Here is a 24,706-nt window from a genome sequence, read left to right as displayed (position 1 = left end):
GGTGAGATTCGGCGGCGAGTGTGCTCTATTTGCGTCAGAAACAAAAAGGCCGCCGGATTGCTCCGGCGGCCTTTTTGTTTCAGTCGGGCGCTGATTAAGCAGCGAGATCGCGCAGAACGGTCTGCAGAATGCCGCCGTTCTTCATGTAGTCGAGCTCGTCCAGCGTATCGATGCGGCAGATGAGCGGAACCTTCTTCACCGAGCCGTCGGCATAGGTGATGGAAGCTTCGACCTTCTGACGCGGACGCACATCGGCCAGACCTTCGATGGTGACGATTTCGTCGCCCTTCAGGCCCAGCGTCTGCCAGCTCGTGCCTTCCTCGAAGACGAAAGGCACAATGCCCATGCCGACGAGGTTGGAACGGTGGATACGCTCGAAGGACTGCGCAATCACGGCCTTCACGCCAAGCAGGTTGGTGCCCTTGGCAGCCCAGTCACGCGAAGAACCGTTACCGTATTCGACGCCTGCGAAGACGACGAGCGGCACGCCCTCGGCCTTGTACTGCATGGCAGCATCATAGATCGAGGTTTCTTCCTTCGACGGGTAATGGATGGTGTAGCCGCCTTCACGTCCGTTTTCGCCCAGCATGTGGTTGCGGATACGGATGTTGGCGAAGGTGCCGCGCATCATCACTTCATGGTTGCCGCGACGCGTGCCGTACTGGTTGAAGTCGGCAACGCCAACGCCATGGTCGATGAGGTACTTACCGGCAGGCGACTGCGCCTTGATCGAACCGGCAGGCGAAATGTGGTCAGTCGTGATCTTGTCGCCGAAGAGGCCAAGAATACGAGCACCCTTCACGTCGCCGATCGTGCCAGCCGACTTGCCCATGCCCACGAAGTAAGGCGGGTTCTGCACATAGGTCGAGTTGTCGTCCCATGCATAGGTCTGGCCCGCAGGAACCTGAACGGCCTGCCAGTTTTCGTCGCCCTTGAACACGTCCGCATATTTCTCCGAGAAGATTTTGCGGGTGACGTTCTTGGCGATGAAGTCCTGGATTTCCTGAGAGGAAGGCCAGATGTCGCGGAGGTATACCGGGTTGCCGTTCTGGTCTTCGCCAAGCGGCTCCTTGGTCAGGTCCTTGGTGACCGTACCGGCAAGAGCATGAGCGACGACAAGCGGTGGCGAAGCAAGGTAGTTTGCCTGTACATCCGGCGAAACGCGGCCTTCGAAGTTACGGTTGCCGGACAGAACGGCAGCCGCGATCAGGCCCTTTTCGTTGATGGTCTTGGAGATCGGTGCCGGCAGCGGACCGGAATTGCCGATGCAGGTCGTGCAGCCGAAGCCGACGAGGTTGAAGCCGAGCGCATCGAGATCCTTCTGGAGACCGGCGGATTCGAGATAGGCGGCAACGACCTGAGAGCCGGGCGCGAGCGAGGTCTTGACCCAAGGCTTGGTCTTGAGGCCCTTGGCGACGGCGTTGCGGGCCAGAAGACCGGCAGCGATCAACACGCTCGGGTTCGAGGTGTTGGTGCAGGACGTGATAGCGGCAATCACCACATCGCCATGGCCGAGGTCGAAATCTTCGCCTTCGACGGCATAGCGCGTGGTCTGGCCGGTGGTCTTCTTGTATTCGTTTTCGAGCGAGGTCGCGAAACCGGACCCGATGTTTTCCAGCGGAATGCGGCCTTCCGGACGCTTCGGGCCGGCCATCGAGGGAACAACATCGCCCATGTCGAGTTCGAGAACGTCGGTGAAGACCGGATCGGCTGCACCCTTGTCGCGCCACATGCCCTGCGCACGGCAGTATGCTTCAACCAGCTCGATGCGATGTTCGTCGCGACCGGTGGTGTTCATGTAGTTCAGCGTTTCGCTGTCAACCGGGAAGAAGCCGCAGGTTGCGCCATATTCCGGACCCATATTTGCGATGGTCGCACGGTCGGCCAGCGTCATGTTTTCGAGGCCTTCGCCGAAGAATTCGACGAACTTGCCGACAACGCCCTTCTTGCGCAGCATCTGCGTGACGGTGAGCACGAGGTCGGTCGCGGTGACACCTTCCTTGACTTTGCCGGTCAGGCGGAAGCCGACGACTTCCGGCAGAAGCATGGAAACCGGCTGGCCGAGCATGGCAGCTTCAGCTTCGATGCCGCCCACGCCCCAGCCCAGAACGCCAAGGCCGTTGACCATGGTGGTGTGGCTGTCGGTGCCGACGCAGGTGTCGGGATAAGCGACGGTTTCGCCGTCTTCTTCCTTGGTCCAGACTGCCTGGGCCAGATATTCGAGGTTCACCTGATGGCAGATGCCGGTGCCTGGAGGAACAACGCGGAAGTTCTGGAACGCCTGCTGGCCCCACTTCAGAAAGCGGTAGCGTTCGCCGTTGCGCTGATATTCGAGGTCCACATTGGCCTTGAATGCGCTTGGATTGCCGAATTCGTCAACGATGACCGAGTGATCGATGACCAGATCGACGGGCACGAGCGGGTTGATCTTTTCCGGGTCGCCGCCGAGCGCCTTGAGGCCGTCGCGCATGGCTGCAAGGTCGACAACAGCTGGAACGCCGGTGAAATCCTGCATGAGAACGCGGGCCGGGCGGTAGGCGATTTCTGCACCGGCTTTGCCGCGGTCGGCCAGCCACTTGGCGACAGCTTCAATATCCGACTTCTTGACGGAGCGGTCGTCCTCGAAGCGAAGCAGGTTCTCAAGAAGAACCTTCATGGAGAAAGGAAGCTTGGAAACGCCTTCGAGGCCGTTCTTTTCGGCTTCGGTCAGGCTGTAATAGACATAGTCTTTACCGCCGACGGTGAGGGTTTTGCGACATTTGAAGCTGTCAATGTGTGACACTGCGTTCGTCCTTATGCTACTGGCCGGAAAACCAGGACGAACGCCTAGGCTAGCGTTTCAAGGACGCGCCAAGGTGCGGGTGCAGTCATTTCCGCTGTCCGTCCCGAAGCCTGGGTCCTCACGGGCGCCAGGTGTTTGAGATCGGCCAAAAATGGTTTCCACGCCGACCGCTGGCGTGGTAGCCCTCATATAGAGAGTTTTCTAAAACGATTCCAGACTGAATTTCGTGAATTCGCTGCCTTGCGGCGAAATGTTGCGATCCTTCCGTTCGTTCCCGAGACTCTGGGAGACGGTTGGTTTTTGAGGAGAGAAAATGCGGCTTGAGGCCGAAAATCTGGGTGGCGAACGGGGTGGCGAGACGATCTTCTCCAACCTTTCTTTCACGCTCGATGGCGGGGAGGCGCTGGTTGTGACCGGCCCGAACGGGTCCGGCAAATCCACCTTGCTGCGAATCATCTGCGGTCTGCTCGCGCCGGAAGAAGGCCGGATCGCACTGATCGAGGACGGCGCATCGCTGCCCGTGCAGGCGGCCTGTCATTATCTCGGCCATCAAAATGCGATGAAACCGGCCTTGAGCGTGCGCGAAAATCTTTTGTTCTGGCAGCGTTTTAACGGCGCGGGAGCGCTCGACATTGATGACGCGCTGGAAGCTGTCAACCTGCCCGGCGTCGAACATCTGCCTTTCGGCTATCTCTCCACCGGGCAAAAGCGCCGCGTCTCCATAGCCAAGCTTCTGGTCAGCCATCGCCCGCTATGGATTGTCGATGAGCCGACCGCCGGTCTCGACAAGGCGTCGGAAACCCGTTTTGCCGTGCTGATGCGCGACCATCTGCAACAGGGCGGCATGATCATTGCCGCCACGCATATTCCGCTGGGGCTGGAAGGTGCGAACACGCTCGATATGGCCAGATTCTCGCATGAGGCGTTTTGATGCTGGCGCTGTTCCTTCGCGACATGCGCCTGAGCTTTCGCGCGGGCGGCGGTGCGCTGGTCGGCATATTGTTCTTTCTCGCTGTTATTTCGGTGATGCCATTCGGCGTCGGCCCGGACCTCAATCTACTGGCGCGGATCGGTCCGGCCATGCTGTGGATCGGCGCCTTGCTGGCGACGCTGCTCGGCCTCGACCGGCTCTTTCAGGCCGACCGTGACGATGGCTCGCTCGATCTGCTGCTGATCGGCTCCGACCGTCACATGCTGGCGCTCACGGTTCTGGTCAAATGCGTCGCCCATTGGACGGCGAGTGTCTTGCCGCTGGTAATCGCCTCGCCAATGCTCGGCCTATTCATGAATATGGATGCGGCGGCAATCGGTGCCACAACCCTGACGCTTCTGGTCGGCACACCCGCCATCGCCTTTGTCGGTGCGGTGGGTGCGGCGCTGGCGGTGGCTCTGCCGCGCGGCGGACTGCTTGTTTCGGTCATCGTGCTGCCGCTCACCATTCCGGTTCTCATTTTTGGTGTATCTGCTTCTTACGGAGCGACGGTAGACAACGCCCCCTTTCTGGCTCCATTTCTGGTGCTTGCCGCACTGACGCTGTTTTTCGCTGTGCTGGGGCCGCTGGCCGCGAGCGCGGCGCTGAAGAATTCGGCGGATTGAGCATGATCCCGAAAAGTGGGAACCGCCTTCGCGGGGAAAACAGTCCACTGGACTGTTTTCTGATCCCGCTACGATCGGAATCGGATCATGCTCGACCGATTGACGCAGTTGAGCGCGGTCAATTGAACGGCATAAGGGGGGAGGTTAAGTATAGGTCATGACGAAAGACGCCGTGAAAACCGCAAGCTGGCTCGATATGGCCAATCCCACACGCTTCCTCGCTTTTGCGGGCAAGGTTTTGCCGTGGCTGGCGGGGCTTGCCGTTCTGTTCCTTGCCGCCGGTCTCGGTATGGTTTTCCTGTCGCCGGACGATTACCAGCAAGGCCTCACAGTCCGCATCATGTATATCCATGTGCCTTTCGCATGGCTTTCCATGATGTGTTACTCGATCATGGCAGTGTCGGCTCTCGGCACGCTGGTCTGGCGGCATCCGCTGGCTGATGTCTCGATCCGGGCCGCAGCGCCACTGGGCGCGGTGTTCACGGCTTTGGCGCTTGCCACGGGTTCGCTCTGGGGTAAGCCCATGTGGGGCACGTGGTGGGTGTGGGATGCACGCCTGACCTCGGTTTTCGTGCTGTTCCTGATGTATCTCGGCATCATCGCGCTATCGCGCGCCTTCGCCGATCCGGCCAAGAGTGCCAAGCCGGTGGCGGTGCTGACGCTGGTGGGCTTCATCAACATCCCGATCATCAAATTCTCGGTCGACTGGTGGAACACGCTGCACCAGCCAGCTTCTGTTTTCCGCATAGGCGGGCCGACCATCGATGGCTCCATGTTGCGCCCGTTATTCGTGATGGCGATTGGCTTCACGCTGCTGTTCCTTGCGCTGCATATGATGGCGATGCGCAACGAAATATGGCGTCGCCGCGTGGCTTCGATGAAGAAACTGGCCGCCCGCAACGCTGATCGCAAACGCGGCAAACAAATGCAGGAGGAGGGCGCGGAATGAGCAATCATCTCGGCTTCGTCATGGCCGCTTATGGCATCACCATTGTGGCGCTTATCCTGACTGTCGGCTGGATATATATCGATCAGCGTATCCAGAAGAATGAGCAGAAGCGGCTTGAAGCGCAGGGCGTGCGCCGCCGCTCGTCAAAGGCGCCGGTTCAATGAGCGAAACGACGCAAAAGACTGCCGCGCCGAAAAAGCGTGCCACATGGGTAGCACTGCTACCGCTGCTGGTGTTTGTGGGGCTTGCAGCCGTCTTTGCCGTGCAGCTTTTGTCCGGCAAGGACAGTTCCGCTATTCCATCTGCTTTGATCGGCAAGCAAGCGCCGCAAACCAATCTCCCGGCGGTCGAAGGCCTGATGCGCGATGGCGTTCCGGTGCCGGGCCTCAACAGCGAAGATTTCAAAACGGGTCCGGGGGGCAAGCTGACACTGGTGAATGTCTGGGGATCGTGGTGCGTTCCCTGCCGTCAGGAGCATCCGCTCCTGATGGAAATCGCCAGGGACAGCCGCATCCGTCTGGTGGGCCTTAACTACAAGGACCAGCCCGAAAACGCCCGCCGCTTTCTGGGCGATCTCGGCAATCCCTTTGCCGCTGTCGGCGCCGACCGCGTGGGTCGCTCAGCCATCGAATGGGGCGTCTACGGCGTGCCGGAAACCTTCCTCGTCGGCCCGGACGGCAAGATCATTTATAAGCATGTCGGCCCGTTCACGCCGGAGTCGGTGCGGGATGATCTGATGCCTGCGGTGGAAAAGGCCTTTCAATAATCATCGACCTTACAACGTCGTGGTTTATGGACGTTGCTGCGCTGCTCTTTTCCCTCATCCTAAGGAGCTGTTGAAAACAGCGCATCACCCTGAGCTTGTCGAAGGATCGAAGGGCTGAGGGAAAAACGCACATCTCCCCTCAGCCCTTCGAGACGGTTCCCTTCGCAAGCTCAGGCCACTCCTCAGGATGATGGGGCGAAGCAACGGGTTTACAACGAGCAGATTATGAAAAAGCCCCGCATTTGCGGGGCTTTTGCTTTTCTTTTGATCAATCCAATCAATCCGGCAATTTCCGCACCGCACCCTTGGCGGCGCTGGTTGCCATGGAAGCATAGGCCTTCAGCGCGGTGGAAATCTTGCGCTTGCGCTCTTCGGCTGGCTTCCAGCCTGTTGCTTCCTGCTCTGCGCGGCGTTCGGCCAGCGTCGCATCGTCCACGGCGAGGTGAATCTTGCGGTTCGGAATATCGATATCGATGATATCGCCTTCGCGCACCAGACCGATCGTACCGCCTTCGGCTGCTTCCGGGGAAACATGGCCGATGGAGAGGCCCGACGAGCCGCCCGAGAAACGACCGTCTGTGATCAGCGCGCAGGCCTTGCCGAGGCCTTTCGACTTCAGATAGCTGGTCGGGTAGAGCATTTCCTGCATGCCGGGGCCGCCGCGTGGGCCTTCATAGCGGATCAGCACGATATCGCCAGCCTTGATCTTGCCGTTCAAAATGCCGAGTACCGCCGTATCCTGGCTTTCGAAAATACGCGCCGGGCCGGAGAACTTAAGGATGGAATCATCCACGCCTGCCGTTTTCACGATGCAGCCGTCTTCCGCCAGATTGCCGTAAAGCACGGCCAGACCGCCATCCTGACTAAACGCGTGTTCCTTGGAGCGGATAACACCCTTTTCGCGGTCGGTATCGACGCTATCAAAGCGGCGCTCCTGGCTGAATGCCACCTGCGTCGGCACGCCTCCCGGTGCCGCCGAATAGAACTTGTGCACCATTTCGCTGTTGGTACGGGTCACGTCCCAATGATCCAGCGCCTTGGCAACCGTCTGGCTGTGCACGGTCGGCAGATCGGTATTGATCAGGCCCGCTTTGTCGAGCTGGCCGAGAATCCCCATGATGCCGCCCGCGCGGTGCACATCTTCCATGTGAACCGTATTGTTGGCAGGGGCGACCTTGCAAAGCACCGGCACGCGGCGCGACAGGCGGTCGATATCGGCCATGGTGAAATCGATTTCGGCTTCCTGCGCGGCGGCGAGAAGATGCAGAACCGTATTGGTCGAACCGCCCATGGCGATGTCGAGCGTCATGGCGTTTTCAAACGCCGGGAAGCTTGCAATCGAGCGCGGCAGCACGCTTTCATCGTCCTGCTCGTAATAACGGCGGGCGAGATCGACGACTAGATGGCCGGCTTCTACGAAGAGGCGCTTGCGGTCGGCATGGGTTGCGAGCGTCGAGCCGTTGCCCGGCAGTGACAGGCCAAGCGCTTCGGTGAGGCAGTTCATCGAGTTTGCGGTGAACATGCCCGAGCACGAACCGCAGGTCGGGCAGGCGGAGCGTTCAATCGTCTTGACCTGCTCGTCGGTATAGTGATCGTCGGCAGCGGCGACCATGGCGTCAACCAGGTCGAGCTTCTTGATCTGGTCGTCCCAGACGACCTTGCCCGCTTCCATCGGTCCGCCCGAAACGAACACGACCGGAATATTCAGGCGCAGCGCGGCCATCAGCATGCCCGGGGTGATCTTGTCGCAATTGGAAATGCAGACCATCGCATCGGCGCAATGGGCATTGACCATATATTCGACCGAGTCGGCGATGAGTTCGCGCGATGGCAGCGAATAGAGCATGCCGTCATGGCCCATGGCGATGCCGTCATCGACCGCGATGGTGTTGAATTCCTTGGCCACGCCGCCAGCACTTTCGATTTCGCGCGCGACGAGCTGGCCGAGATCCTTAAGGTGAACGTGGCCCGGCACGAACTGTGTGAACGAGTTCACCACAGCAATAATCGGCTTGCCGAAATCCTCATCCTTCATGCCGGTGGCGCGCCATAGGCCGCGCGCACCCGCCATATTGCGGCCGTGGGTGGTTGTTCGCGAACGATAAGGAGGCATTTTCTGACCTTTTAGGAATTATTCTAACTTTATAATGCGGTATGACAGAACCACCCACAGCAGGCAAAGCGCAAATTGCCCCATATTGCCAGAAGCGGGACCATTTGCCGGTTTACGGACAACGAAAGGGGTTCTCTCGTGCGCCAGCTTTCGCAGGCGCAATTGACCCCAATCTAGCAGGTTCTTGTTATAATGCAAAAGAATTTGAGCTCAAAACGTAACGAAATTGCTTGAACTCAATTTGCTGCTGTCGCCATGGCTGTGTCGAGAAGGGCATTTGCCATCTTCATACGCTGTTCCGCATCGGCGCGAAACTCTTGTGGCAGGCGGTCTGGATGATTGCTCGCGGCAAAGGAGCGACGCAGGCGTTGAAGCTCAGCGCGCGTCAGGCCGGGGTGAAGGTTCAACTCTCGCCGTATCGCGTCGGGCGACTGGTTTTGCATGCGCTCAGCGATTGCTTGCCGTTCAGTCTCTCGCTGGTCGCTCTCGGCCGACTTTTCCTCAACATAGAAAAGCGGCGCAAGATCGATTTCCGGGCGTGAGGGTGCGGCACTATCGCCCAACCCTGCCGAAAAGAACGCCGATGCAAGATTGATCTGCGACCGGCGAACGGCCTCTTCCTGACCGGAATTCGCCTCGGTTTCTTTCAGGACAGTCGCAAAATCCGGGAACGCCCGCCGCATCGGTCTCAGCGCACCGCGCCGGCTGAAAGGGCGGTTGCCAGCGTGCGGGTCAGTATGGTGGGCGGGATCGGCTTCTGAAAGACCGGCACTTCAGGATAGCGCGCCGCAAGCTCGGCGGGCAGCCCGCCGCCTGTATGGATGACGACGAATGTGTTGCGGCTTTTCAGCCGGTCGAGGATAGGTTCCACATTGCCGTCGATCAGATTGACATCGAGGATGGCGGCATCGACTTCATTGCGATTGATGAGATCCATGGCCTGCCGGACAGTCCCGACCGGACCGACAACCGTTCCGTTCGCGTCTTCCACAGTCGCGGCAACGTCGAGAGCGACGAAAATTTCGTCCTCCACAACCAGTATGCGTCGCTGTTCAAGATCGTTCATCACTGTCTTTCACCTCTGCGGGAGCCCACTGAGCGAGGCCCGCGCTTCCATACAGAAAATGCGCGAACACAGAAGGTAGTTCCCTTCGCCGCATGATAATTCACTTATGGTGAATCAAATCTTTACCGCCGGAAGGGTGCTTCAGAAGGTAATTAGCCGATAATCAGAATGCCGTGAAAGTCAGCGTTGTCAGGGACCGCACGATATGCGGGATATTGAGCACGTTCTCATTGATGAACTTGCCGATATCGTCGCCCTCGGCGATATAGATTTTCGCCAGCAGGTCGAATTCACCGCTGGTCGAATAAAGCTCGGATACGATCTCGCGCTGAAAGAGAGTGTCGGCAACCTCATAGGTTTTGCCGGGAGCGCACTGCAGTTGCAGGAATACGGGCTTCATGTCTCTACCTTTCGCATCGATGGCGGCGTTCGAGGTTTCAAACACGGTCGGGCTGGCGAAATCAAGAGCCATTGCGGAATGAGGGCTTATCAATCGCTGCAAATCCTGTTCGAAACCCGACTGACGGCCCGGCCAAAAGCTGTGGTCAAAAAGAGCATTGGGTCATAATTGCTCTGGTAATATATCAATTTCAGGTGATGATCGGCTTTGCGTCCCAAATCGCTGTTATAGTCCCGCGCTTCGCATCGGGAACAATTTTCGACATATATCGATGCATTTCGAGGAGTATCCGAAAGTCTCATGAAGTTTATGTCTGTTTTGTCCCCGGCCTTTGCCCTCGCTTGCCTTGTTTCCCTGGTTTCGATGGCATTGCCTGCTTCCGCGATGAATGCGTCCGAGAAAGCGCAGCTCGAAAAGCTCGATCCGGTAACCCGTCTGGAACAGCGCTGCGATGTCGAGGCCATGGAGCGGATTACCCGCGAACAGAATAAATTTTCGGTCGATAAGGTGCTGGCCTATGCTTTTTCCGATCCGGTGACGAAGAAGAATTCCATTGCGGCAGACGGTGCTGCCTTCCGCAGCCGCGAGCACTGGTACAAGCTCGCCTTTACCTGCAAGACGGATGATGAACACATCAATATAACGTCTTTTCAATATGATATTGGCGACGAAGTCCCCGCCGACCAGTGGGACAAGCACTATCTGGTGCCGTGATTCAATAAAATCGCTGTATTTATAAATAACTGATAATCTTTGCGTCAAAGATTACAGCGCGCGGCATTCTTTCATTGCGCTCGTTCAATATTCCGGAATAATTGGGATTGCCAGCTGGGGCGATGTGTGGTCTCTCAATACATCAATTATTGCTAAACTTATAATAATAATCGGTTTTCCGGATATGACACTTAATCTGACCATTGCATTTATTGTTGTCGGGTTGCTGCTTTGGTATTTCAAATGCCGCAAGCTTGGCTTTGTTTCGATTGCCGTTGGCATCGTTCTGTATGGCGCAATCGCGTCGGCCATCCTGCCCGATTATCTGATGAACCGCCTGCAGTCGTCCTATTCATCGACGCTGCAATCCTCGCTTGAAGACAACACCGCCTTTATCGTCTTCGGCATGGGGACGCAGACTGTCATGGAACGCGGTGAAAAAGTGGTGGAACCGCTCGCCTTTTCCTATGGGCCGATCCTTGCTGCCGTGGGCATGAACCATCACTGTATCGAGAGCGCCCTGAAGTGCACCTTCATCGTCAGCGGCGCAGATGTGGCCGGGACCGGTGTGACCGAGGCGGCATCGATCGCCGGGCAATTGGTGAAGGCCGGTATTGATCCCGCTTCCATCCTGTTGGACGAAAAGAGCCGGAATACTTGGCAGAACGCCAAAAACACCGCAGCAATCCTGCGTGCGATCAAGCCCGCGAAGATCGTGCTGCTGCAAGCAGCGCCGATCATCAAGCGTGACTTGCTCTATCTGGCGCATTTCGGCGTGAAGCCCGAGCCGGTCGCAGCCGGTTTTTTGACGGCGGCGCATACCAATATGTCTTCGGCGGGACTTTCTTTTCTGGTGACCGATTTGGCCCTGCATGAAGCGATAGGCGTCTGGCGCTATGAGTTCTATAACTACATGGGATGGAATGAGCCGAAACAGCCACCGCTTGCGTTGGGCAGCGCTGCGCCTTCGGCAGTTCTCGCGCCTGCCCATTGAGTTTATGATGCTACCGCCCGACGCGTTTTGATAGGGCGCTGGAAAAAATATCCCCGAAATAACCCCAAAAGTGAGCAGATTTTTCGAAGCGGTTTTAAATTTCGGTGAGGTTGTGGCATCCTGTCGTCAAAGACCTCTGATACTGTCCTGACCAATGGCTACGAGGGATACCCGTGGGGGGCCCAAAGGAAACAATGGAGGCGGTCGTGAAATTATCGAGACTTTCGCTCACTTTGGCGGCATTGGTGGCAGCGGCCTCGCTGGCCGGAACCGTTCAGGCGAGCCACGCGGATCAGACGCTTCTGAACGTGTCCTATGATCCGACGCGTGAGCTCTACAAGGATTACAATGCGGCCTTTGCGGCGCATTGGAAGAAGGAAACCGGCGAAACCGTCACCATCCGCGCATCGCATGGCGGTTCGGGCGCGCAGGCCCGTTCGGTGATCGACGGCGTCAAGGCTGATGTGGTCACGCTGGCGCTCGAAAGCGATATCGACGCGATAGCGTCGCGCACCGGCAAGATCGACAAGGAATGGCGCAAGCGCCTTCCGAACAATTCGTCGCCTTATACATCAACGATCGTTTTTCTGGTGCGCAAGGGCAACCCCAAGGCCATCAAGGACTGGGGTGATCTGGTGAAGGACGGTGTGGAAGTCATCACGCCGAACCCGAAGACATCCGGCGGCGCGCGCTGGAACTATCTTGCCGCCTGGGCCTGGGCCTACAAGCAGTATGGCGGCGACGAACAGAAGATCAAGGATTACATCGCTGACCTGTTCCGTCACGTGCCGGTGCTTGATACTGGCGCACGCGGCGCGACGACCAGCTTCGTGCAGCGTCAGCTCGGCGATGTGCTGCTGGCCTGGGAAAACGAAGCCTATCTTTCCGTGGCCGAATTCGGCGAAGATGCGTTCGACATCGTCGTGCCGCCGCAGTCGATCCTGGCTGAACCCCCGGTCGCGGTCGTTGACAAGAACGCCGAGGAGAACGGCACCACCAAGCTGGCGCAGGCCTATCTCGAATATCTCTATTCGCCGGAAGGTCAGGCTATCGCAGCCAAGCATTTCTACCGTCCGTCGAAGCCGGACCTCATCCCGGCTGACCAGCAGCGCAAGCTTCCAGACCTGACGCTGGTAACCATCGACGATCCGATTTTCGGCGGTTGGGCCAAGGCGCAGCCTTACCATTTCGGTGACGGCGGTACGTTCGACCAGATCTACAAGCCTGGCAAATAAGGGGCAGACAAAAGCACAGTCAGCCGGTCAGAACCGAAGCTGATATTTGCAGCCACTGAAAAAGGGAACAAAACAACAGCATGTCTTCGCTCCCTGCACGGGCCAGAGCAGGGTCGCACTTTCGCAAGCCGAGCGTCATTCCAGGTTTCGGACTGACGTTCGGTTTCAGTGTTGCCTATCTGACCCTTCTCATTCTCATTCCGCTGGCGGCCCTCGTGCTGCGCTCCAGCGAGATCGGTTTCTCCGGCTTCTGGCGGCTGATCACCGATCAACGCACGTTGAAATCGCTGGAAACAAGCTTTGGAACGGCATTCATCGCCGCGCTGGTCAATGTCGTGTTCGGCGTTATTCTGGCCTGGGTTCTGACCCGCTATCGCTTTCCGGGCCGCCGTTTCATCGATGCCATTGTCGATATTCCCTTTGCGCTGCCGACAGCGGTTGCCGGTATTGCGCTGGCCGCCATCTATGCACCGAATGGCTGGATCGGCAGCCTGTTTGCGCCCTTCGGCATCCGCATCGCGTTTACGCGCATTGGCATCGTGGTCGCGCTGATCTTCATCGGCCTGCCTTTCGTGGTGCGCACGGTGCAGCCGATCATGGAAGAAATCAGCCGTGAGGTCGAAGAGGCTGCGGCGACGCTTGGCGCCACGCGTTTCCAGACCATCTGGCGGGTGCTTCTGCCCAGCCTTCAGCCTGCGATCCTGACCGGCTTTGCGCTCGCCTTCGCACGCGGCGTGGGTGAATATGGCTCGGTCATCTTTATTGCGGGCAACACGCCCTATGTGTCGGAAATCGCGCCACTGCTGATCGTCGTCAAGCTGGAGGAATATGATTACGCCGGTGCGACGGCGCTCGCCACCATCATGCTGGTGCTTTCCTTCGCGATGCTCTTATTCATTAATCTCATTCAGGCGCGTTCGAGAAAGAAATACGGCTATGGCGAATGAAACAACAGGCACTGGCCGCGCCAGCCGTAGCGCCGTGACGGAAAGCCGGACCACGCGCATCATCCTGATTGCGCTGGCGCTGGCGTTTCTGGCACTCTTTCTGATCCTGCCGGTGATTGCGGTTTTTGTGGAAGCGTTCCGCAAAGGCCCGACCGAATATCTCGAAGCCTTGCTGGAGCCGGACGCCTGGTCGGCGATCAAGCTCACCTTGACGGTCGCGGCCATCGCCGTGCCACTCAATCTGGTTTTCGGCGTTGCCGCTGCATGGGCCATCGCCAAGTTCGAGTTCAAGGGCAAGGCGCTGCTGACCACGCTGATCGACCTGCCGTTTTCGGTGTCGCCGGTGATTTCCGGTCTGGTCTTCGTGCTGCTGTTTTCCAGTCACAGCCTGCTTGGGCCATGGCTGGAGCAGCACGGGATCCAGATACTCTTCGCGGTGCCCGGCATCGTTCTGGCGACGGTCTTCGTCACTTTTCCCTTCGTGGCGCGCGAGCTGATCCCGCTGATGCAGGAGCAGGGAACCGGGGACGAAGAGGCGGCGATTTCACTTGGCGCTAATGGCTGGCAGACGTTTCGCTATGTCACGTTGCCGAATATCAAATGGGGCCTTCTCTATGGTGTTCTGCTCTGTAATGCCCGCGCCATGGGCGAGTTCGGGGCGGTATCCGTGGTATCGGGGCGCATTCGCGGTCTCACCAATACGATGCCTTTGCACGTGGAAATCCTCTATAACGAGTATAATTTCGTTGCAGCATTTGCGGTGGCTTCGCTTCTGGCTCTGCTTGCGCTTCTGACGCTGGCGATCAAGACAATCCTGGAGCTGCGCTATAGCGATGAGCTGGCGGGCAGCAACGGGCATTGAAGGCAATTTGGAAAGCTGATCCGGGTGGTTGAAACCGGGCTCGGCTTCAAGGATAAATGGCCGCGAAGCGGCAGGGGAAGGATAGGGAATGGAAGTTCGTGTTGCCGACGTGCGTAAGGAGTTTGCCCGTTTTCCGGCTTTGCATAATGTGTCGCTGGATATCCGGTCTGGCGAACTGATCGCGCTGCTCGGCCCGTCCGGTTCGGGCAAGACGACGCTGCTGCGTCTGATCGCCGGGCTGGAAACACCGACGGAAGGCACGATTTTCTTCGGTGAGGAAGACGCCTCGCAGAAGAGCGTGCAGGAGCGCAATGTTGGTTTTGTGTTTCAGCATTATGCGCTGTTCCGGCATATGACGGTCGCGGACAATATCGGTTTTGGCCTCAAAGTGCGCCCCGGTTCGACCCGTCCTGCCACCAGCGAAATCCGTCGCCGTGCGCTGGAATTGCTCGATCTGGTGCAGTTGCAGGGGCTGGAAAAGCGTTATCCCGCCCAGCTTTCCGGTGGTCAGCGCCAGCGCGTCGCGCTTGCCCGCGCCATGGCCATCGAGCCGAAGGTTCTGCTGCTCGACGAGCCTTTTGGCGCGCTCGATGCGCTTGTGCGCAAGGAATTGCGCCGCTGGCTGCGTGAAATTCACGACAAAACCGGCCATACGACCGTTTTCGTCACGCATGATCAGGACGAAGCGCTCGAACTGGCCGACCGCGTGGTGGTCATGAGCCAGGGACGGATCGAACAGCTCGGCACGCCCGATGAGATCTATGACAATCCGAACTCGCCTTTCGTCTATGGATTTATCGGCGAGTCCAGCACGCTTCCGGTCCGGGTCGAAAATGGCGAGATCTGGCTGACGGATCGCAATATCGGCCTCACCGCCGAGGGCGCGGCAGAGGGCGAGGCGCAGCTCTATTTCCGCCCGCATGATGTGGAACTTCTCGACGGTTGCGGTGGCTGTATCGCAGGCACGGTGGTGGCAAGCCGCCGCTCCGGCGGTAAGCGGCGTGTGGAGCTTGAAGTGGGCGGCGCGCGTGAGCGCATCGAAATCGAAATTCCTGCCGAACACCCGGCTGCGGAGAAAAGCCGCATCGCGTTTCGTCCGCGCTACTGGAAGCTGTTTCCGGCAGGCGGACCGGAAAAGGCTTCGAGTGAAACTTCGGCGAAGATTGGTGCCTGAATCGCGGTTTTTGACTGGCTAAGCAGACTAAAAGCGGCCTCCGCACGATGATTCTCGCGCGGAGGCCGCTTTTTTTGCCGTTCTGGACGAGAATGGCGGCGCGCGTTAAAATGGCTGCGACCGTACCCAGGGTGGTATTTTTTATAAATTCAATATGTTAGGGTTGTATTCAACGAGTTGATCCATAACGCAACATTACTACCGGGAAAGAATTGTGCGTTGCGATTTAAACGGTTTGAATATCAGCACAATCCGCCGTCGCATTTTGGCCAAATGCGGGCGACATGCAGGGAACCGATTACGGATACTGTCGTTTCCCTACATTGAATTGAAATGAATTTAGTATCCACCGCCGCAGATAACTCATCCCTTCGGAAAGGCTGTTAAGGCAGATGCCGGAATCGTCTTCGTCGCACTCCCATTCAACCTCAACCGAGAATAAATCGTCAAAGCCGCCCAAAACGAATAGTCCGATGGAGCCGAAATCCACCGGGCAGGGCGGTTCTGATCAGATTCCGCCGGAACAGCCATCGCCGATCCGCGCGCTTTACAAGACGGAAGATGAGCTGCGCGTTCTGGCGAGCACCGTTGCCCGCGGGGAAGACATTCCGCTGCCGGGCTATCTGGCGTTTCCGTTCGATCAGCGCCTGTCCGAAAACGGCAAGCTGATCCTGCATGCCTATCGCGCGTCCGACGCCGCGTCGCGTGCCGGTGAGACGATTACGCCTGCCGCGCAATGGTTGCTCGATAACCATTATCAGATCGACAAGAATGTCCAGCAGGCACGCCGCGATCTGCCGCGCCGCTTCATTCGCCAGTTGCCGCCTTACAAGGCTGTCGAAGGCATGCCGCGCATTTTCGCGCTGGCCTGGCTTTATGTCGCCCATACGGACAGCAATTTCTCGCTCAAAACCCTGACGGCCATCGTAAAGGGCTTTCAGGAAGTCGAGCCGCTGAAGATCGGTGAATTGTGGGCGCTGCCGTCCGCTGTTCGCTATTTCCTGATCGAAAATGCGCGCCGTCTGGCTCTGCGTGTTGATCGTGCGCGCCTGATGCGCAATCTCGCCAACACGGCCGCCGACCGCATTGTGGTCGCTGCCGACGGCGCGGAACTCGATGCGGTTCTGGCGCAATATGCGCAGGCCGCCCGCGACAGCACTTTCGCCACGCATCTTCTCTATCGTCTGCGTTCCGCCTCCACCGACACGACCGCTGCCGCAAGCTGGCTCGAACGGATTCTGGAACAGGAAGGCAGCAACCCGGAAGACGCCATCGTCGAGGAACATGCACGCCAGTCCACTGGCGGCGTGACGATGGGCAACGTCATTCGCAGCCTGAAATCCATCGACGACGTGGATTGGGAAACCTGGTTCGAAACGGTCAACGAGGTCGATGCGATCCTGCGCGACCACAGCGATTTCGAACTCTTGGATTTCCGCTCGCGCAATGCCTATCGCGTGACGATTGAAAAGCTCGCCCGCTATTCGGATATGAGCGAAATCGATATCACCTGGGCAGCGCTCAAGCTTGCCGAGGAAGGCCAGCGTGCCGAGCAGGCCGGTCATCCAGAAGCCGAAGGCAAGGGCTCCATCGCCTATTATCTGTCGGGCGACGGTCGCAGCGATCTTGAGAAAGTCTGTGGCTACAAGGCGCCGTTCGGCGTCAAGGCGCTGCGCTTTTATCGCGGGCTTGGACTTCTGGGGCTATTCATTCCGACGGCGATCTTCACGATCCTCATTTTGGCGCTCGTCAATTACTGCATGAGCCGCGCCGGGCTTTCGGCTGATCTGCGCACACTGTTCACGCTTCTGGCGATCTTCCCGGCGATGGATGCCTCCTATTCGCTGTTCAATGCGCTGGTGCCGTGGTTCGTACAGCCGACGCGCCTGATTGGTTTCGAATATAAGGAAGGCTTGCCTGAAGAAGCGCGCACGCTTGTCGCGGTGCCGACCTTCATCACCTCGCGTGATTCCATCGACGAGCAGATCCGCAATCTGGAAGTCCATTATCTCACCAATCCGCGCGGCGAGATTTATTTCGCGCTGGTCAGCGACTGGGTGGATGCGAAGCAGGAAATCAAGCCTGCGGACATGGAAATCTATGACTATGCGCGTGAGGAAATCGCCAAGCTCAACGAGCATTATACGGGCGGCGACCAGCCGCGCTTCTTCCTCATGCATCGCCGTCGCCTGTTCAACGACAAGCAGAATTGCTGGATGGGTTGGGAGCGCAAGCGCGGCAAGCTGCACGAGCTGAACCTGCTTCTGCGCGGCGATCAGGATACGAGCTTCTTCCCGCCGGATGAGCGTCTGCCGAAGGAAATCAAATATGTGATGACGCTGGACGCCGATACGCGTCTGACGCCGGAATCCGTCACCAATCTTGCTGGCAAACTCAGCCATCCGCTGAACCGTCCGGTCATCGATGAAAAGACCGGCAAGGTTGTTCGCGGTTATGGCATTTTGCAGCCGCGCGTGACGCCGTCGCTGACGACGGGCGACGAGGCATCGTTCCTGCAACGCGTCTTCTCGGTCAATCGCGGTATCGATCCTTACGTCTTCGCGGTTTCCGATACTTATCAGGATCTGCTGGGCGAGGGCACATTTACCGGTAAGGGTCTTTACGACATCGACGCCTTTGAGGCGGCGCTGAAGGATCGCGTGCCGGAAAACACGCTTCTCAGCCACGATCTTCTCGAAGGCGGCTATGCCCGCGCTGCACTCGTCAGCGATGTTGAAGTCGTGGAAGATTATCCGACCGGCTATAATGTCGATGTGTCGCGCCACCATCGCTGGGCGCGTGGCGACTGGCAGCTTCTGCCATGGCTGTTTTCCACCAATCGCGGCGTCAGCGCCACGACGCGTTGGAAGATGGTGGACAATCTGCGCCGTTCGCTGAACCCGATCTTGTGGTTGCTTGCCGCCGTAATCGGCTGGAGCGTGCTGCCGCTTGGCGTTGCTGCCGTCTGGCAGGGCTTCCTGATCGTCAGCATGTTCGTCGCGCCGACTTTCGGCATCGTCACCAATCTGATCCCGGTGAATATGGATTATTCGCTGAAGGGCCATGCGCAATCGGTGCTGACCGATATTGCACTGGGCACGGCGGATGTGGCGCTGCGCACCACCTTCATCGCGCATTCGGCCTTTCTGATGGCCGATGCCATTGCGCGCACGGTCTATCGTCTGTTCGTTTCGCGCCGCAACCTTCTGGAATGGCGCACAGCGGCGCAGGCCAAGACCTCACCGGACACGCTGCTGTTCTATTTCCAGCTCATGTGGCCAGCCATGGCCATTGCTGGTCTGGCGATGTTCGTGCCTCTCGCAGCCGAAAGCCACGCCGCGCTTATCGCAGCTCCCTTTGCGGTGATCTGGTTCGTCTCGCCGCTGATCGCATGGCTGGTCAGCCGTTCGGCCAAGCCGCAGGACACGCTCGAAGTTCTGTCATCCGACAAGTCTGATCTGCGCCGTTATGCGCGCCGAACCTGGCGTTATTTCGCCGAATTCGCGAATGATGAAAACCATCACCTGCCGCCGGATAACTTCCAGGAAGACCCGCTGCCGGTGCTGGCGCAGCGCACCTCGCCGACCAATATCGGCGTCTATCTTCTGTCGATTGTCGCAGCCCGCGATTTCGGCTGGATTGGCTTCGACGAAACGGTGGAGCGTGTCGAGGCGACCGTCAATACGCTGGAGAAGATGGAGAAGTATCAGGGCCATCTCTACAACTGGTATGAGACCAACACGCTGACGCCGATGCGCCCGCTTTATGTGTCGGCGGTGGATAGCGGCAATCTCGCCGGCCATCTGGTGACATTGTCTTCGGCGCTCGAAGAATGGGCCGAAGCGCCATCCGTCTATGTGCAGGGCGATCTCGACGGTATCCTCGATGTCAACGACATCCTTGAGGAAACCATCGCGAATATCCCGGACGACCGCCGCATCCTGCGTCCACTGCGCCGCCGTCTGGAAGAGCGTATCGCCAATTTCCGCCGCGCCGTGCGCACCATCAAGGAAGAGCCGGAAACGGCATCCTTCCGCACGATCAACCTGTCGCTTTTCGCCAATGATATCGTGCGTCTGATGGAAGAACTCGACAGCGAGATCGAGACGCCCGCCAGCGCCGAGGCCAAGGAATGGGCGCGTATTCTGGTCGATACCTGCCAGGCGCACACCGATGATGCCATGGGCGAACGCGACACCGACGCGTTGCGCGAGCGCCTGCGCGACCTCGCGACCCGTTCGCGCCAGCTGGCGTTCGATATGCAGTTCGGCTTCCTCGAGCGTAAAGAACGCCGCCTTCTGTCGATCGGCTTCCGCGTGCAGGAAAACGAACTGGACGAAAGCTGCTACGATCTTCTGGCTTCCGAAGCCCGTCTGGCGAGCCTGTTCGCCATCGCCAAGGGCGATGTGCCGGTCGAGCATTGGTTCAAGCTGGGCCGTCTTCTCGTGCCGGTGGGCTGGAAGGGCGCTCTGCTCTCCTGGTCCGGCTCGATGTTCGAATATCTGATGCCGCCGCTGGTCATGTCCGAGCCGCTCGGTTCGCTGCTCGACCAGACCAACAAACTCGTGGTGCAACGTCAGATCGACTATGCGACCTCGCGCGGTCTGCCATGGGGTATTTCCGAAGCGGCGTTCAATGCGCGTGACGCGCATATGAACTACCAGTATTCCAACTTCGGCGTGCCTAATCTGGGCTTGCAGCGCGGCCTGTCGCGCAATGCGGTCATCGCGCCTTATGCGAGCCTGCTTGCGTCGCAATATCAGCCAGCGGCTGCCGTCGCCAACCTCAAGCGTCTGGCCAAGCTTGGCGCGCTGGGCCGCTATGGCTTCCACGATTCCGTGGACTTCACCCCGTCGCGTGTTCGCGAAGGTGAAACCTGCGCGGTTGTGAAGAACTATTATGCCCACCATCATGGTATGGCGATCATCGCGGTCAACAATGTGATCTTCGAAGGCCGCATGCGCGAGCGTTTCCACTCTGATCCGGTGATCGAAGCCGCCGAACTCCTGTTGCAGGAAAAGGCGCCGCGCGAAATCCCGATGATTTACGCCAAGACAGAAAATCCGATGCGCGTGGATTCGGGCGGTTTCGACGATGCACCGATGCGCATCATCGACAAGCCGTTCAAGGCGCCGCGCACCACGCATATGATGTCGAACGGCCAATATGCGCTGATGGTCACGGCCAATGGTTCCGGCTACAGCCGCTGGCACAATTGGGATATCACCCGTTTCCACGCCGATGCGTCGGAAGACCTTCAGGGTTCCTTCCTGTTCCTGCGGGATATGGAAAGCGGCTATTGGTGGTCGGCGACCGGCGAGCCGGTGCGCAACCCGGAAGAAGAAACCAAGACAGTCTTCACCGAAGACAAGGCGGAATTCTACAAGACCGCCGGCGATATCAAGACGGTCATGGAAGTGATCGTCTCGTCGGAATATGACGGTGAGGGCCGCAGGCTTGACATCATCAACACGTCGGCGCGTGACCGCATCATCGAAGTTACCTCCTATGAGGAACTGGTGCTGACCGACAAGGACAGCGACGCCGCCCATCCGGCCTTTGCCAAGATGTTCGTCGAAACCGAAATCGCCGATAACGGTTCGACCATCTATGCCAAGCGCCGCAAGCGCGCGCCGTCCGACCCGGATATCCATGTTGCGCATTTCGTCACCGATCTGACCGGTGCCGTCCGTGAAACCGAGGTCGAAACCGACCGCCGCGCCTTCATCGGTCGTGGCCGCAGCCTGCGTGATGCGATTGCCTTCGAGCCGGGTGCGAAATTTACCGGCAGCCAGGGCTGCGTGCTCGATCCGATTGCTTCGGTGCGCACCCGCGTCCGCGTCCCGGCACACAAGAAGGTGAGCCTCGTTTTCTGGACCTTTGCCGGTGGCAGCCGCGATGCGGTGGAACATGCGGTGGCGATGCATCGCCATCCGGAAAGCTTTGCCCGCGAATATTCTCTGTCCTGGACCAGCTCGCAGGTGCAGCTCTACCATATTGGCATCAAGCCGGCGGAAGCCGCCGACTATCAGAAGGTCGCGGCCTATCTGCTCTATCCGGAGCGGACGCTGCGCCAGCCGCCGGAAACCATTGCCAGCGGCCTCGGCAAACAGTCAGATCTGTGGCCGATGTCGATTTCCGGGGATTATCCGATCTTCGCGCTGCGCATCGACAACGAAGCCGATCTCGAAGTGTTGCGTGGCGTTCTGCGTGCGCAGGAATACTGGCGTTCGAAGGGCCTCACCGTCGATGTGGTGGCGGTCAACGAACGCGCCTTCTCTTATGCGCAGGACACACAGCGCGCCATCGACTGGATCGTGGAAGGTTTCCGCGCCCGTGGCGGCGGCCAGCCGCATATCTTCGCGGTGCGCCGCGACCAGATGAGCGACGAAAGCTACAACACGCTTCTGGCTTCGGCCCGTATTGTCATGCATGCGCAGAACGGCTCGCTGGCCGAACAGTTGCGCCGCAGCGAGGAAATCACGGTCGATCTGGCCGCGCGCGACGCCAAGTCGGCGACCAATGGTCAGGCGGCGGCTCAGGGTCTCGGTGCTGCCGGACTTGCGCCTGCCGTCATCGAGCGCGGCGGCGGCGGTACGGAAGAGCGTCGTCCGGTCGTCAAGCCGAAGGTCAGCAATCGCCCGGCGCCGTCGGGTGACGATCTGCAGTTCTGGAACGGCTATGGCGGTTTTGCGGAAGACGGCAGCTATGTCGTGCGGGTCAATGGTCTGACCAACACCCCGCATCCATGGATCAATGTCATCGCCAATCCGTCCTTCGGTTTCCATGTCTCGGCGGAAGGTTCAGCCTTCACCTGGGCTGGCAACAGCCGCGACTATCAGTTGACCCCATGGGCCAACGATCCGGTCACCAACCGTCCGGGCGAGGCGATCTATATCCTCGACCGCGAAACGGGCCGCACCTTCGCGCCAACGTCGAATGTGCTGCGCGACGAGGCGGTGACTTACGAAGCCCGCCACAGCCATGGCTACAGCACTTTCGCCGCACAGCATGGCGAACTGGCGCTGGAACTGACCCATATCGTCGATGCCGACAAGCCGGTGCGCCTGTCGCGCCTGACAGTGACCAACAAGGGCCGCTCCAAGCGCAAGCTGCGCGCCTATGGTTACGTCGAATGGGTGCTGGGCAATGCCCGCGCCAAGAACGTGCCGTTCATCGTGCCGTCGCATGATGATGAACTGGGTGCGCTCTTTGCGGGCAACCCGTATCATCCCGACAAATCGGGCCAGATCGCCTTTTTTGCAGCGACTGAAAAGCCGCAATCGGTGACGGCTGATCGCAGCGAGTTCATTGGCACCACAGGTTCGGTGGACAGGCCGGAAGTGGTGCTCGCGGGCAAGGCGCTCTCCAACACGGTGGAAGCCGGACGTGATCCGTGCGCGGCGCTTGCGCTCGACATCGACGTCGGTCCTGGCGAAAGCCGCGAATTGGTGTTCCTGCTCGGCAATGCCGCCGATCAGGTGCAGGCGAAAAAGCTGATTTCCGATACCCGCACCGCGTCTTTCGAGGACAAGCTGCAGGCGGCGAAGAACCAGTGGGAAACGCTCTTCAATCGCGTGCAGGTGAAGACGCCTGATCCGGCCTTCGATCTTCTGGTCAATGGCTGGTTGCCTTATCAGGCGATTGCCTGCCGTATCTGGGCGCGTGCCGCTTTCTATCAGGCCAGCGGCGCCTTCGGCTTCCGCGACCAGTTGCAGGACACGCTGTCGCTGCTGCTCGTCAATCCGACGCTCGCCCGCGCGCAGATCCTCAATGCCGCATCGCGCCAGTTCCCTGAGGGCGATGTCCAGCATTGGTGGCTGCCCGCCACAGGTGCCGGTGTGCGCACGCTGATCTCGGACGATGTGGTCTGGCTCGGCTATGGCACCTCGCTTTATGTCGAGACCACGGGCGACCGCTCGATCCTCGATGAAAAGCTGCCATTCCTCGTCGGACGCAAGCTGGAGACAAGCGAACATGACGCCTTCTATGAGCCGGAAATCTCCAAGGACACGGCAAGCCTTTACGAGCATTGCGCGCTGGCGCTCGACCTTGCGGTCGACCGCACCGGCAAGCATGGTCTGCCGCTGATCCTCGGCGGCGACTGGAACGACGGCATGAACCTTGTCGGTGTGAAGGGCGAAGGCGAAAGCGTGTGGCTCGGCTGGTTCCTGGCCTATACGCTGCGCCAGTTCATCCCGATTGCCGAAGCGCGTAAGGACAATGTCCGCGTTGATATCTGGAAAGCGCATCTGGACAGCCTGACGGTGGCGCTCGACCGCGACGGCTGGGATGGCGAATGGTATCGTCGTGGCTTCTACGACAATGGCGCGCCGCTTGGTTCGAAAGACAGCGACGAATGCCAGATCGACGCCATCGCGCAATCCTGGAGCGTGTTGTCCGGTGTGGCAGATCCAAAGCGCGCCGAACAGGCGATGGCTTCGCTCCAAAAACGTCTGCTGGATGAGGAGGGCGAACTGCTTCGCCTCTTCACGCCGCCTTTCGACAAGACCGTGCAGGAGCCGGGTTACATCAAGGGCTATCCGCCCGGCGTTCGCGAGAACGGCGGTCAGTACACCCATGGCGCAACCTGGGCCATTCTGGCGCTGGCCCGCATGGGCAAGACAGCGGAAGCCTGGCGTCTGTTCTCGCTGATCAGCCCGGTCAATCATGGCCGCAACCCGGACACCTACCGTGTTGAACCTTATGTGATCGCAGCCGACATCTATTCCGTCGAGCCGCGTCGCGGGCAGGGCGGCTGGACCTGGTATACGGGTTCGGCAGGCTGGTTCTACCGCGTGGCGACCGAGGGTATCCTCGGTGTGACAAAGCGTGGAGACAGGCTGCATCTTGATCCGGCATTGCCGCCGGAATGGGACGGCTATGAAGCCGAGCTTCGTTTCGGCGAGGCGCTCTACCGGGTCAAGGTTGTCGCTGGCGCTAAGGATAAGGCGATCAAGTTCAACGGCCGCAAGGTCGGCAAACCGGACGAAGGCGTGCCGATCAAGCCGGATGGCGAACATGAAATTGTGGTAGAGCTTCCCAAACAGAAGTGAACCGATTAAAAAGGCGGGTGAAAACCCGCCTTTTGCACGACTCAGGCTAAGT

Annotated in this window: 17 protein-coding genes; 12 read left to right on the top strand and 5 right to left on the bottom strand. The window is 59.0% G+C overall.

Translation table 11 applies throughout. The features are described 5' to 3' along the window. Positions 1-94 precede the first annotated feature (94 nt). On the bottom strand, positions 95-2,782 hold the full coding sequence (gene acnA / locus FIC94_RS07805) for an aconitate hydratase AcnA (protein WP_121537044.1): 2,688 nt from the start codon (positions 2,780-2,782) through the stop codon (positions 95-97). Between the two features lie 313 nt (positions 2,783-3,095). Here acnA and ccmA point away from each other — a divergent pair, with 313 nt between their 5' ends. From ccmA to FIC94_RS07775, 5 genes are all read left to right on the top strand, one after another. Beyond that, positions 3,096-3,713 (top strand): heme ABC exporter ATP-binding protein CcmA, encoded by a 618-nt coding sequence (gene ccmA, locus FIC94_RS07795; RefSeq protein ID WP_121537046.1) that lies wholly within the window; start codon positions 3,096-3,098, stop codon positions 3,711-3,713. After that, complete coding sequence (gene ccmB, locus FIC94_RS07790; protein ID WP_121537048.1) at positions 3,713-4,378, top strand: heme exporter protein CcmB; 666 nt, start codon at positions 3,713-3,715, stop codon at positions 4,376-4,378. Before ccmA ends, ccmB begins: the two co-directional genes overlap by 1 nt. A gap of 157 nt (positions 4,379-4,535) precedes the next feature. Continuing rightward, entirely contained in the window at positions 4,536-5,327 is a 792-nt protein-coding gene (locus FIC94_RS07785) for a heme ABC transporter permease (RefSeq protein WP_140024483.1), read from the top strand. Then, positions 5,324-5,491, top strand: a complete 168-nt coding sequence (gene ccmD, locus FIC94_RS07780; RefSeq protein WP_140024482.1) for a heme exporter protein CcmD — start codon at positions 5,324-5,326, stop codon at positions 5,489-5,491. The genes FIC94_RS07785 and ccmD overlap by 4 nt, the downstream gene beginning before the upstream one ends. Continuing rightward, complete coding sequence (locus FIC94_RS07775) at positions 5,488-6,093, top strand: DsbE family thiol:disulfide interchange protein (protein ID WP_140024481.1); 606 nt, start codon at positions 5,488-5,490, stop codon at positions 6,091-6,093. Before ccmD ends, FIC94_RS07775 begins: the two co-directional genes overlap by 4 nt. Positions 6,094-6,370: 277 nt before the next feature. On the opposite strand, the gene ilvD is transcribed toward FIC94_RS07775, so the two are convergent. From ilvD to FIC94_RS07755, 4 genes are all read right to left on the bottom strand, one after another. Then, complete coding sequence (ilvD, locus tag FIC94_RS07770; protein WP_121537056.1) at positions 6,371-8,206, bottom strand: dihydroxy-acid dehydratase; 1,836 nt, start codon at positions 8,204-8,206, stop codon at positions 6,371-6,373. 236 nt (positions 8,207-8,442) lie between these two features. Then, complete coding sequence (locus tag FIC94_RS07765; protein WP_140024480.1) at positions 8,443-8,889, bottom strand: hypothetical protein; 447 nt, start codon at positions 8,887-8,889, stop codon at positions 8,443-8,445. Positions 8,890-8,894: 5 nt separating this feature from the next. Then, positions 8,895-9,272: a response regulator gene (locus FIC94_RS07760; RefSeq protein WP_109368140.1), complete on the bottom strand. Its 378-nt coding sequence runs from the start codon at positions 9,270-9,272 to the stop codon at positions 8,895-8,897. Positions 9,273-9,435: 163 nt separating this feature from the next. Beyond that, on the bottom strand, positions 9,436-9,672 hold the full coding sequence (locus tag FIC94_RS07755; protein WP_140024552.1) for an Lrp/AsnC ligand binding domain-containing protein: 237 nt from the start codon (positions 9,670-9,672) through the stop codon (positions 9,436-9,438). Between the two features lie 300 nt (positions 9,673-9,972). Here FIC94_RS07755 and FIC94_RS07750 point away from each other — a divergent pair, with 300 nt between their 5' ends. The 7 genes from FIC94_RS07750 (at position 9,973) to FIC94_RS07720 (ending at position 24,654) form a co-directional block, all read left to right on the top strand. Next, the gene (locus FIC94_RS07750) at positions 9,973-10,386 is read left to right on the top strand and encodes a DUF930 domain-containing protein (RefSeq protein ID WP_109368141.1); all 414 of its coding nucleotides are present in this window, start codon (positions 9,973-9,975) and stop codon (positions 10,384-10,386) included. A 184-nt stretch (positions 10,387-10,570) separates the two neighbouring features. Continuing rightward, positions 10,571-11,380, top strand: a complete 810-nt coding sequence (locus tag FIC94_RS07745; RefSeq protein WP_121537060.1) for a YdcF family protein — start codon at positions 10,571-10,573, stop codon at positions 11,378-11,380. Positions 11,381-11,586: 206 nt separating this feature from the next. Further along, a complete protein-coding gene (locus FIC94_RS07740; RefSeq protein WP_121537440.1) occupies positions 11,587-12,615 on the top strand; it encodes a sulfate ABC transporter substrate-binding protein in 1,029 nt (342 codons plus the stop codon). 80 nt (positions 12,616-12,695) lie between these two features. Further along, positions 12,696-13,562: a sulfate ABC transporter permease subunit CysT gene (cysT, locus tag FIC94_RS07735; protein ID WP_109368142.1), complete on the top strand. Its 867-nt coding sequence runs from the start codon at positions 12,696-12,698 to the stop codon at positions 13,560-13,562. Beyond that, complete coding sequence (gene cysW, locus FIC94_RS07730; RefSeq protein WP_140024479.1) at positions 13,552-14,424, top strand: sulfate ABC transporter permease subunit CysW; 873 nt, start codon at positions 13,552-13,554, stop codon at positions 14,422-14,424. Before cysT ends, cysW begins: the two co-directional genes overlap by 11 nt. A gap of 88 nt (positions 14,425-14,512) precedes the next feature. Beyond that, positions 14,513-15,598 carry a sulfate/molybdate ABC transporter ATP-binding protein gene (locus tag FIC94_RS07725; RefSeq protein ID WP_140024478.1) on the top strand — a complete coding sequence of 362 codons (1,086 nt, stop codon included), beginning with the start codon at positions 14,513-14,515 and terminating at the stop codon, positions 15,596-15,598. A gap of 473 nt (positions 15,599-16,071) precedes the next feature. Next, complete coding sequence (locus tag FIC94_RS07720; RefSeq protein WP_371830897.1) at positions 16,072-24,654, top strand: glycoside hydrolase family 94 protein; 8,583 nt, start codon at positions 16,072-16,074, stop codon at positions 24,652-24,654. Positions 24,655-24,706 lie beyond the last annotated feature (52 nt).

Origin of the sequence: Ochrobactrum teleogrylli (assembly GCF_006376685.1) — a bacterium.
Classification (GTDB): domain Bacteria; phylum Pseudomonadota; class Alphaproteobacteria; order Rhizobiales; family Rhizobiaceae; genus Brucella; species Brucella teleogrylli.
The sequence above is the reverse complement of the archived record's forward strand: the minus strand, read 5'-3'. Positions and strand labels throughout refer to the sequence as shown.